General features: G+C 36.8%; 16 protein-coding genes. 5 read left to right on the forward strand and 11 right to left on the reverse strand.

Translation table 11 applies throughout. The features are described 5' to 3' along the window. Positions 1–340 precede the first annotated feature (340 nt). From DYY65_RS11245 to DYY65_RS11255, 3 genes are all read right to left on the reverse strand, one after another. Positions 341–550, reverse strand: coding sequence for a hypothetical protein (locus DYY65_RS11245; RefSeq protein WP_162478052.1), 210 nt, complete (start codon positions 548–550; stop codon positions 341–343). 277 nt (positions 551–827) lie between these two features. After that, positions 828–1,007, reverse strand: a complete 180-nt coding sequence (locus tag DYY65_RS11250) for a hypothetical protein (RefSeq protein ID WP_236561812.1) — start codon at positions 1,005–1,007, stop codon at positions 828–830. 162 nt (positions 1,008–1,169) lie between these two features. Beyond that, the gene (locus DYY65_RS11255; protein ID WP_162478054.1) at positions 1,170–1,382 is read right to left on the reverse strand and encodes a hypothetical protein; all 213 of its coding nucleotides are present in this window, start codon (positions 1,380–1,382) and stop codon (positions 1,170–1,172) included. A gap of 114 nt (positions 1,383–1,496) precedes the next feature. On the opposite strand from DYY65_RS11255, the gene DYY65_RS11260 reads away from it, so the two are divergent. Beyond that, complete coding sequence (locus tag DYY65_RS11260) at positions 1,497–1,916, forward strand: nuclear transport factor 2 family protein (protein ID WP_162478055.1); 420 nt, start codon at positions 1,497–1,499, stop codon at positions 1,914–1,916. 6 nt (positions 1,917–1,922) lie between these two features. Here DYY65_RS11260 and DYY65_RS11265 read toward each other — a convergent pair whose 3' ends face one another. The 5 genes from DYY65_RS11265 to DYY65_RS13180 all read right to left on the reverse strand — a co-directional run bounded on the left by DYY65_RS11265 (position 1,923) and on the right by DYY65_RS13180 (position 4,614). After that, positions 1,923–2,693 (reverse strand): flavodoxin family protein, encoded by a 771-nt coding sequence (locus DYY65_RS11265; RefSeq protein WP_162478056.1) that lies wholly within the window; start codon positions 2,691–2,693, stop codon positions 1,923–1,925. A gap of 25 nt (positions 2,694–2,718) precedes the next feature. Next, a complete protein-coding gene (locus tag DYY65_RS11270) occupies positions 2,719–3,162 on the reverse strand; it encodes a Rieske (2Fe-2S) protein (protein ID WP_162478057.1) in 444 nt (147 codons plus the stop codon). Between the two features lie 231 nt (positions 3,163–3,393). Beyond that, entirely contained in the window at positions 3,394–3,858 is a 465-nt protein-coding gene (locus tag DYY65_RS11275; protein ID WP_162478058.1) for a hypothetical protein, read from the reverse strand. Next, positions 3,848–4,243, reverse strand: coding sequence for a DsbA family protein (locus tag DYY65_RS13175; RefSeq protein ID WP_441338335.1), 396 nt, complete (start codon positions 4,241–4,243; stop codon positions 3,848–3,850). The genes DYY65_RS11275 and DYY65_RS13175 overlap by 11 nt, the downstream gene beginning before the upstream one ends. Continuing rightward, a complete protein-coding gene (locus DYY65_RS13180; RefSeq protein WP_441338336.1) occupies positions 4,240–4,614 on the reverse strand; it encodes a DsbA family protein in 375 nt (124 codons plus the stop codon). The genes DYY65_RS13175 and DYY65_RS13180 overlap by 4 nt, the downstream gene beginning before the upstream one ends. Before the next feature lie 162 nt (positions 4,615–4,776). Between DYY65_RS13180 and DYY65_RS11290 the strand changes: the two genes are divergently transcribed. Then, on the forward strand, positions 4,777–5,655 hold the full coding sequence (locus DYY65_RS11290) for a hypothetical protein (RefSeq protein WP_162478060.1): 879 nt from the start codon (positions 4,777–4,779) through the stop codon (positions 5,653–5,655). A gap of 54 nt (positions 5,656–5,709) precedes the next feature. Here the strand turns inward: DYY65_RS11290 and DYY65_RS11295 are convergent, their stop codons facing one another. Beyond that, positions 5,710–6,030: a hypothetical protein gene (locus DYY65_RS11295; protein ID WP_162478061.1), complete on the reverse strand. Its 321-nt coding sequence runs from the start codon at positions 6,028–6,030 to the stop codon at positions 5,710–5,712. Between the two features lie 332 nt (positions 6,031–6,362). Between DYY65_RS11295 and DYY65_RS11300 the strand changes: the two genes are divergently transcribed. Next, positions 6,363–6,572: a hypothetical protein gene (locus DYY65_RS11300; RefSeq protein WP_162478062.1), complete on the forward strand. Its 210-nt coding sequence runs from the start codon at positions 6,363–6,365 to the stop codon at positions 6,570–6,572. Between the two features lie 772 nt (positions 6,573–7,344). Here DYY65_RS11300 and DYY65_RS11305 read toward each other — a convergent pair. After that, positions 7,345–7,572, reverse strand: a complete 228-nt coding sequence (locus tag DYY65_RS11305; RefSeq protein ID WP_162478063.1) for a hypothetical protein — start codon at positions 7,570–7,572, stop codon at positions 7,345–7,347. A gap of 206 nt (positions 7,573–7,778) precedes the next feature. After that, positions 7,779–8,060 carry a hypothetical protein gene (locus tag DYY65_RS11310; protein WP_162478064.1) on the reverse strand — a complete coding sequence of 94 codons (282 nt, stop codon included), beginning with the start codon at positions 8,058–8,060 and terminating at the stop codon, positions 7,779–7,781. A 970-nt stretch (positions 8,061–9,030) separates the two neighbouring features. Between DYY65_RS11310 and DYY65_RS11315 the strand changes: the two genes are divergently transcribed. After that, positions 9,031–9,570: a hypothetical protein gene (locus DYY65_RS11315; protein ID WP_162478065.1), complete on the forward strand. Its 540-nt coding sequence runs from the start codon at positions 9,031–9,033 to the stop codon at positions 9,568–9,570. A 118-nt stretch (positions 9,571–9,688) separates the two neighbouring features. Further along, positions 9,689–10,120 (forward strand): hypothetical protein (locus DYY65_RS11320; RefSeq protein WP_162478066.1); only part of this gene is annotated, 432 nt, incomplete at its 3' end.

Below are 10,120 nucleotides of genomic sequence, written 5' to 3' on the forward strand. Positions count from 1 at the left end.
CCCTTTTTACTCATATCAGCTATGGGTAGTTCTATTATATATTACATCTTTCTATTTCTGCCTATCAACTTAGAATTATCTTAATGTTATTAATTGTAGGGTAGATCTGAATGTTAATCAGTATGCGTGCTCCTTACGCTTATGCTGGCGTGCTCTCTTGAATGACGTGAACCTCTCCTGACATACAGAACATGTCCGCATTCTCTCTAGTCGATTATAGGTTCAGATAGCGTTATAGTCCCCCTCGCCCTTTCTGTGCTGAAATATTGCCATCAGTGTGGTATATTGATCAGATTACCTTTTAGCGGTTTGTGCCTCTTGATGTTTACATCTTAAGTTGTTAAACAGGGTCTGTCATATCTGCAGCCTGAAAACAAAAATGAGCACAAATCCATAAAATATAAAAGGAAAACGCTACCTCTTTCTGTTTTGTATAATCACGTGATTCAATCACACATACTAGGTAGGGATCCTCCATGACCAACATCGCCATCGTCATATTGTGAAATTTTTCATCTAAATCATTGAGAACCTCTCGTTTCTGTGTCACTTGATAGTGCTTGTATTTGCCTCTGAAAAATAGAGGGTTAATATCATTGTCCCTACAATTCCAATTGTTTGCGCTAAAGTGAGGACGTCTGAAAATCCTATTTCTGAAGTTATATCTGATAAAAAGAATTCTAGAATTAATAGAATCTGACACACTCCCTCTCTTGTAATGACTAAATGGTCCAAATGGGGGAGGCTGACACGACACAGCATCATCTACGCCAACCTCCCCAACTAGGCTCCAAAAAGAACAAGAACTCAAAACAACAGGCGGGAGCCTATTTGTTATTTGGGTCTTTCTCTTCTAATATTATATACAAATAGGAAAAATAAATTTTTTTCACAGTGACTGTTATCTCTCTACCAATAAACGGCTTGATAACGCCGTTCATGTTGTGACCTATGATCCGCATATCTAACTTTCTACTTTCTACGTCGTCGACTGAGCTTTTCCCCATATTCATTAGGGTAAGAAGGCACACAAACGATTTATCAAGAACTCTGGAGCTACATTACTCTATTGCTTTTTAGGATCAGAGGCTCAAACTAGCCTTTCGCAAGGATGCTCCATTCGTCGCTATAGCTGTTTGTATATCCCTCATTAAATGCTGCCGTATGATTCAGACCTTGTGCTTCGGGGGGAAATTCTCAGCTGCTGCTTTTTGTCCTTCAGTACTTCCCATACAGTATTGTCGCTGATCAGATTGAGTTTGGACTATACCACCTTTTTGAATACCACAGGACATTTGGTCTTGTGCCATCACTCTATGAAGACCTGTTGCCCCAATTACAAGAATAAACACTAAAGCTACCAAAAGTGGTATTTTAGCCATATCAAATATTATGGACATGTTTTATTTATTTTATAGGAAAGATTCATTGNNAATTAGAACAGAAGTATATTGTTAGATACACACATAATAAAGTTTGAATGAAACAGAACTAACATGACCAAGACTATTAAACCTCCCTTTAATGAAGATACAGCTCGGGCAAAGGTTAAGACTGCTCAAGATGCTTGGAATACCCGCAACCCAGAGCTTGTAGCTCAAGCTTATACACCTGATTCAAAATGGCGTAATCGTACAGAATCCTTCAGCGGCCGACAAGCTATTATTGATTTCTTAAGGCGCAAATGGGCTAAAGAGCTTGATTACAGGCTTATGAAAGAACTTTGGTGCTATACTAAAAACCGTATTTCAGTCAGATTCGAATATGAGTGGAGAGATGCAGATAATCCAGGTCAGTGGATGCGAACTCATGGAAATGAGCATTGGGAATTTGATGATAGTGGTCTGATGCGTATCCGTGATATGAGTGCAAACGATTATCCTATTGATGAATCGGAACGTCGTTATCTATGTTAGAGCATACTAAGCTATATCGTAGCCTGATTTGCCTAAAACACGTTCATCATATCTATTTTCCTTCACTAGCCTTGACATTTCCAGTGCACCTTTTACTGTTCTTTTAGTATCTTGGTGCATCTGCTGATTGTCTTTCATAGTATTAAGATTATTTTCAGTATCCTCAGCATACCAACCTCTACTCCAACCTATAAATGGAAATTTTCCAAAGACAAAACCTAACTCAGACCAGAACATCATAAGTTCACCTGCTACATGTTGTACATTATCTTGCCCTCCAGTGATAATGAATGCAGCAACTTTATCTCTTATAAGATGTCTATCTTGAGTAATGATTTGGTTTTGCACACAGTTCATTCTTTGAATCATTTGATAATAAAGTGAACTAGCATTACCCCACCTTATGGGAGTAGCTAAAATGACAACATCTGCCCATAGTATAACCTTTTCATAAATTATTATCATTTTATCTTCCTTATCCATTTCAGATATGGAACATGGAAATATGCAGGCTTTAGCATTTTTTGAATAATATCCTTCACAATGCTTGAAATGCAAATCCCTAAGCTTTATCATTAAGGTTTCCGCTCTGAATTCATTTTTTGCATAATCTAATGCGTAACTTAGGGCTGCTTCTGAGGTGCTATTACGTGGAGCAATATTGTCGTTGGAATTGGTAGTTGATATTCCTAAAACTCTTACCTCATTGTCAACATTAGCATCTCTGCTACCTCCACCACATTCACCTTTAACTTCAAGTCTACTATCATTGTCCATATGATTCAAAAATTCCTTGACTGAATTATCCAAAATAGAGTATGCTTAGTGGCTGCGTAACTCTCTTGCCGATATTATTAGGAATAGAATCTACGTAGAGCTTGTCTTCAACCATTTTGATCTCGTAAGAATTAACACTGTCACCTCCCTTATGTGGCGCCCTACCGTCAATGACAGAATATTTCCATCCATGCCAAGGACACGTTACAATTTTCTTTTCAATATCTAAGATGCCTTCGCTAAGTGGACCTCCTTGATGTTGACATTTGTTGGATATTGCATAATATTTGCCATTGATATTAAATACAGCAATTTCAATTTCTTTATCCCTCTCATCTCTTATGGAGAATTTTCTCGATGTACCGACCGTCAAGTCATTGCTTAGACAAAGGTAACGAAAAGAGGATTTATTATCACTGAAGTTAGTATTGGGGTCTATGTCACTATCTTCTATTTTCCTTACTTTCATTCTGTTGAGATTACAATGAACTCACTTAAATCATTGGTAGGCTGAAGATAAGGACTGAGATTTAAAGTTTAATTATTTGATAAATCTACGTACGTTGTGGATCATTCAGAAGCTTGGGGTTGTCGTTTGCTTTTTAGATGTGCTATTGAAAATACAGGGTTTAGTGATCTTATTATGAATAGAATACAAAGCCCACAAGAGTATAGCTATTGATACTAACCTTAATGGAGTTTAATAATTTGTTAAAAAGTCTGTTGCAAATATACCAAATCCTCCGAAGGCCGAAATAAGAAGAAATCCTATTGAAGAACAGCTAGCACAAGCACTGGAAGCAATACCTAAGATTGAGCCTGAGAATAACGACTCATCTAATCTTACCTTTGTATTCTTAATCACATATACATTCATTGCAATTAACACTCCCATCAATGCTGAAGTTGTATTCGTTATAATGAATCTTGTTACTGCATCGTCCGGTAGGTAAAATGTAAGTACAGGTGAAAAAAATAACAGCTGATCAAAGACATTGAATAGAATCCAGGTAGTGACAAACACTCCAGCAGCTGTTGCAATATAAAGGTAGTTACGAAATACCATCTTAAATGCAAGAGGTATCGTAACCTTCAAGTTTGTTATTCTAGATTGCTGCTTTATGTCTCCCTTGCTCTTCTCATATCTATCTTTCTTATGCTCCAAGTTCTTTATCTATTATAGCCTGAAATGAAGGGAAAGGATATGCTCCAAGCAATGTTTGTTTATCCGAACCATCTTTCTTTTCTATTACAAAAGTAGGCGTTCCCTGAAATCCTGAAGATATTGCTAATGCATAATCACTATTTACCTGTGGCTTGTGTTTATTGTTATCGAGACAAGAATTAAACTCTTGTATATTTATACCTGGTATTAATGACGCAAATTTTTTCAGATTGTTTGCATTAGCCCAGCCAGAGTTCTCTGCTCCTTGATTTTTGTACAAGGTCTCATACAAATTCCAAAACTTATCTTGATCGTTAGCACATAGGCTTCCAATAGCAGCTGTGACAGAGTCAGGACCATGAGTTACAAAGTTCTTGAATATCATGTTAGCCTTACCGGTCTGAATATAAGTTCCTTTGCAAATCTATCACAGAATTCGCATTGAAAGTCACCAAATTCCACAATTGTAACTGGAGCAAATGCGCTTCCTAACAAGGGAGATCCTGTTTTTATTAGATTTTGTGGCAATAAACTGAGATTAACTATATTTGCTGGTTGTTTTGATATACTTCCACTTACTTGAGGATTAATTGGAGAAAATCCGTTTTGCACATTATTAGTTTTATTTTCCTCATCATGTGCTCTTTCAGCAGGGGTTTCTTGTGCATTAGCCTTTCCTATTGGATTCACTAATTCAAAATGAGTAGGTAGCATAAAAAAATATGCAAATACTAACAACGTTGCTAATGCAGTCACACTGCATAGGATCACTAATTCAGTCGTCATATTATATTATGTCGAGTTAGAAGTAGGACTATAATAATAGTATAATAACTGAGTTCTAACTGGTTATAACTAAGTTACATGTCATTATATATACTGGCAATTCCATACCTTCTCTTTGGTACGTGATGATATTTGAACGATAAATCTAGTGACTATGGTTTGTCATCGTCAACGATTTTGACCAGTAGATTTGGTTATGAGTCAGCCAGATTAATTCACTTGGCACAAAAAAACCTGTACATTATTATAGGATTGATTGGTGCTATTGTGGTTCTTTCAATCTTAAATATATTTGGAGCACTAGACTATTTTCCTATATCGGGTGAGGAAGTTGATAAAATTGTAGATATCATTCTATTGCTGGTTTTAATTGTAGTATTAGTACCATTGACTTTGCTTCTGTTGAGGTCAAGAAATATTCTTGATAGATGGACTGAAATGTTTGAAAGAAACTCTATTGCTACAGGTCTGACAATTGCTATGAATAAAAGAAGCAGAGAAGAGGCAATACATGCCCTAGTACAATCAGTGGACGAAATTGGTGAAGCTTTAGAAGAATATAAAACCTCCACAAAATCTGACTTGAAAGAATTTTTTGATGTTTCAATTGGTGATGGGAATACAAGAACTAGGTATGATATCCTCATAGACTCAAGTCGTGTGGTAAATGGCAGTGATGTTGATGCTAATAAGAGTAATACTAAGAATAAAAGTATTCAGCTGAAGAAAATTTTAGAAGACTATGGAGCGGTGATTATGAAGATCGTTGATGGTCACGTTGACAAAGACATTGTAGAATCCTTCGTGGGTTCATTAACTAGATATGCTTCTGTATCAAAAAAACGGGTTGGTCTAGGTATAATAATAGGTGAAGAATCTAGTCCAGAAGCTAAAGAAGCCGCCAATAACTTCATCTCTAAAAGAGGATATGGGCTATCAAATAAGCTTCTCTTGCTTATTGACAAGCCATCATATACATCGATCAATGTCCCAACAGCAGCAAACACTTAGTCCTTTGGATTAGGAAACCTTATTCTGAAGCTGAAACCACTGTGATTTGCCATGTCATAGGTCTTCTTCTTTGATCTTGGCAATACTTCTGACAAAGTTTAGATAGTTTTTGATCCATTGCTGGTAGGCTTCTATTCCTTGTTTAGTTATTTGATAGAAGGCTATGGTGGAAGAAGCTTCGATTGATCTTATAAAGCCATTTCGTTCAAGGATTTGCATGATATTATTAACTCTATCTGGCCTCTGTTGTCTAATCGCAGCGGCATTGGTAACAATTTTGTATTTACTTACTGGTATATTTCGTGCATTGAGATATAGATACTCAAGGATCGAGTATAGTATATTCAGATGAAAATCTCTTTTGCTTTCTCCCACCAGAAGGCATGGTTTATTATTTTACCTGATTCCGACGCTGGATAAAGCTGAACTAACGGAGTATAAGCATATAAAGTAAGCTACAGAAGCCACAAACACAGAGAGGATAGTCACTAAAATGTCTCATCATACCTGTTCTCGTCAAATTTGATGAAGATGCTGCGACGCTGGTCAACTCATTTGGAAAGAAATTTGCGATTTGAGATTGTATAACGTGTGTTCTCTTTGTAAATGATCTGGGCGCAAGCGTATTTGTATTCAATATCCTCACCAAATTGTCAAGCAAATCTAACTTTCTTATTTGTTACTTCAGATAATGATAGTAAAGGAAATTGGAAAGAGTTTCAAAATGTGAGCATTGTGATGTAGATGCTTACTATAAACTGGATGTTGAATACTTTTACTCCGAGAATATGACGGTGTATCTTTGTATAAAATGTGTAAGGACCGAAACCAAGAAACTTAGCGACGATTTCCCAGCAATAAGATTAGTAAAAGTAGAACCGATAATACATCCCACTATACTTCCGATCGCAAAATAATGAGATTATCCAAGAGTTCTTATACTATGAATGATGAAATGAATAAACAGCTTCACTCTTTTGAAGTGAGTATTTTTGTTTTTAAATCCTTAGGTAGAATAACTATACAAAAATATTAGGAATGCAAGTTCTTACTCCGTGCTATCATCAATGTTTACAGTGCGGAATGATCTTTGAATGTCAAAATAGTTATTGCTCAAAACCATTTCAAAGCGGTAGATGTAGGTTATGTTATTTCCGCTAACTACCTTCTCATCTGACAATTGCGAGCCCCAAGTGTTTTCTGTTATAAAGGACCCTTAACTAAAATCATCGATAGAAATGGAGGTGAAAAATGACGGCAGTAGCAAACAAGGGCGAAGAAGAGGTCCGACCCAAACGTAGAAGGTTTTGGTGGGCAAAAGGTCATCCTCCAGAGTGACAAACCCGCTCCAAGGCGCCCACTCCTTGCAGGTACTCTATTCCTTGAGTGGAATATTATCCAGGTTTTGTCATAAATGAGCATAAGTTTAGCAAATAAGATACTAAATGGTTCTGGTACAGGGGAATGACCAGTAAGAGATTATCCTAGTAGTAACTGTTATCATATTAGTAGCCCTTTGGCACGATGCTTTTGGCTACAGCTGGTTCAGTGAGTGCTTATCCTAATGATTTCACGCTTTAGCAGTTGAAGCACAACGGGGGAAAAGTGATCCCCCGCAATAGAACCACTGGCAGGAGCAAATGTGTCGAGTGTGATCGGTGTAAAAAAAAGAGGTGTAAAGGTTCAGGATCAGCGATGGATATCTGCTGTGTTGTTCGCATCATTAGCACACAACGCATTGGTACAAGCATTGAGCTGATTGATTTGCTGATCAACTTTTATCGCGTTGTTGTTATTGTGGTGGTAATGATGATGCCCCCATGCCATGACCTGTTGTGGTACGGTAAATGCCACTGTTGCTAATGCGGCAGCTGCTGCCATCGCTGTGATTGCAAACATCATTCTACTGTAGGTCATTGTATGATAGTGAAATGAAATAGTATTTTCTACAGAACAATCCCTAAGAATATAAAGGAATATCAGGATATATTCAACATAGAAAAAATTCTTCAGAACGGCTAGGCGAAAAGATGTAGGAGAATCGCAGGATTGAAAGAACCATGACCATCCTATATGAGAACAATCGGCAGAAGAGTGTGAATGGAAAAAAAAGTGATTGTTGGTCAATGACCAATATCTGCGCTGTTGCTTCCGTCATTAATACACAGAGTGGATGGTCCCGGTGGATGTTGTGTTAATAATTCTCTCGTCGTTGCCAGATCTGGAGGGGGAGATGTAGAGCACAGATTTGCTTGGCTAACCTGTTGATCTACTTTGATGCTATTGTTGTTGTGATGGCTGTGTCGGTACGCCATTACCTGTTGTGGTACAGCGAATGTTACAGTTGCCAGCGCAGCAGCCGCTACAATCGCTGTGATTGCTAATGTCATTTTAACGTGTTTCATTACTTATAGAAAATGAAGTTGAATAGTATTTGTCGAATTCTACAGAACAATCTCTAGAAATCTAGAAGAATACAAGGATATATTGAATTTAGAATAAATTCTTAGGAATGTTTATGATGATAAACGCATGAAAAATATAGCTAAGAATTAGATTAATGACATAGAAGAAAATTCTCAATACGGTGGTATTCGCAACAACCACAAACAGATCTGGGGTAATTGCGGTTTTGTGGCGGACGAATAGATCTGTAAGTTCGTTATTGTCACGAAAAGAGTACAGGGGTGCCGAAATGATCGGTTGAATGAGAAAAAATGGGAAACGAACCTATTGGTTCTTCTTTTCAGTATCAGCGATCGACACTTGCTAGGTTATCAGAGCAGTGGGTTATTTAGTTCCAAGTAACTTGTGGTTGTTCGGGCCCGAAGTTATTTTGAGCGTCGTTTATGCACGCAGCTCTGTTGTAGGTGGGTTCCTTCCTCTATTGGCATAAGAATCTTCAACCCCCACAGATAATCTTTTTTGCACCTATAATATTATTATATCGAGAATTCATTCTGCACATTAAAGGCATGTTCCAATTTGTCTAAATAATAACCGAAAATTTAAAGGCCATAGATTTGGTTTAAAATATAATCTAATGAATTCAGTAGTCCTATATTAGAAGTATGGTTATTTTGCAAGACTATGGAATTAAGAACTACAGGTCAACAAATCTGGTTATACTTACAGATCTGGAACCACGCATATGATCTTAAGTGCTGCAAGCGCGTTTGTAGGATTTAGCATCGAACCAAATTCTTTAGTTTAAGAGAATAGGATTATTACAGTTCATTTCTAACTTGGATCTGGTAGAATATAAAATTAATTTGAATTGTTACATTACTCATTAATAGGGAGTTTTAATAGAGACTAATTATTCTACAGCAATATATTTCCGAAGTTTATTAAATCATGCTACTAGTTCATTAAATGAAAAAAGGAGAGGAAATGAAGCCAATTGCCACTAGCATGAAATTGATGTTAATACTTGCTGTACTAGGTCTTGTTTCATTGCAACAACAATTATCAATTTTACGTAGTCGCTTTAACTGGAGTAATGATATCGAAACCTTTGCATTTGCACAGATGAGTAGTAATAAACCAATCACTCAAAGATTAGACTATGCGCATTTCTTACCACTTACAAATAATAGCAAATTGCATCAAGTTAAAGTGATTGTAGACTTCTCCCCAATTAGCACTGGCCAATATGCATATATGAAAGTCTATGCCCCAAATGGAACACTAATTAAGGTATCTTCATCTCCCAATGGCCTGAAGACTATTTCTTCAGGTAAAGCACAATTTGCAACCACTATATCAGACAGTATGATAAAAGAAGTTAAAGCATATACAATGTTTACAAATTCACATAGGAGCGTCAATTATTCAAATCCAATATCTATCAAGCTAAGTCTAGGTCAGACTATTCAACCATCTATTTCAAAATCACCTATTTCTATTCGATGAGAAACATAACAATAGTTGAGAGAGACATAACTTGGAGATAAACTAGAGAAACCTTATGATGGCCATTCCTATCATTTTTCTTGTCTTAATTTCTGATTCATACATCATTACATCGCTCATGGTATCTCAACTTGTTGAGTTCAACTGGTTTCCATTTTTACAGAGGGCAGAAGCTGCTGTCAGACACAAAGAGTCTCTTAGCCAAAATTCATCACCCACGATAAACACAGATAATGTAATTGGGACTTCTGTATCTGTATCTAAGAAGGTGTCTTCTACGAATTGCATTAATTATATTCCTGCTACGAGAACAATTACTGTCAGCTGTACCGATTCTACGAGACTTACAGATGTCAATAACGCTGTACATGATAATAGCATTCTAGCCAAGCAATCTTCAGATGGTGTATGGCTTCTGAGTGCTAATTTGGTGATAAGTAATGGCGCTATCTTTCACATTGACTCTACGGATACCAAGTGGCTAAAAATAAATTCAAAAGTAGTAGGAGCATCTAGCGACAGTAATGGTTCAAAAAGTATTCGGCCTGCT

Source organism: Nitrososphaera sp. AFS (genome assembly GCF_009898475.1).
Lineage (GTDB): Archaea > Thermoproteota > Nitrososphaeria > Nitrososphaerales > Nitrososphaeraceae > Nitrosopolaris.

Excerpts from the sequence above, each read along its gene's own strand:
- DYY65_RS11305 (WP_162478063.1), bottom strand. The coding sequence starts at position 7,572 with ATGACCTACAGTAGAATGATGTTTGCAATCACAGCGATGGCAGCAGCT.
- DYY65_RS11315 (WP_162478065.1), top strand. The coding sequence starts at position 9,031 with ATGAAAAAAGGAGAGGAAATGAAGCCAATTGCCACTAGCATGAAATTG.
- DYY65_RS11310 (WP_162478064.1), bottom strand. The coding sequence starts at position 8,060 with ATGAAACACGTTAAAATGACATTAGCAATCACAGCGATTGTAGCGGCT.
- DYY65_RS11255 (WP_162478054.1), bottom strand. The coding sequence starts at position 1,382 with ATGGCTAAAATACCACTTTTGGTAGCTTTAGTGTTTATTCTTGTAATT.
- DYY65_RS11265 (WP_162478056.1), bottom strand. The coding sequence starts at position 2,693 with ATGGACAATGATAGTAGACTTGAAGTTAAAGGTGAATGTGGTGGAGGT.
- DYY65_RS11270 (WP_162478057.1), bottom strand. The coding sequence starts at position 3,162 with ATGAAAGTAAGGAAAATAGAAGATAGTGACATAGACCCCAATACTAAC.
- DYY65_RS11260 (WP_162478055.1), top strand. The coding sequence starts at position 1,497 with ATGACCAAGACTATTAAACCTCCCTTTAATGAAGATACAGCTCGGGCA.
- DYY65_RS11250 (WP_236561812.1), bottom strand. The coding sequence starts at position 1,007 with ATGGGGAAAAGCTCAGTCGACGACGTAGAAAGTAGAAAGTTAGATATG.
- DYY65_RS13175 (WP_441338335.1), bottom strand. The coding sequence starts at position 4,243 with ATGATATTCAAGAACTTTGTAACTCATGGTCCTGACTCTGTCACAGCT.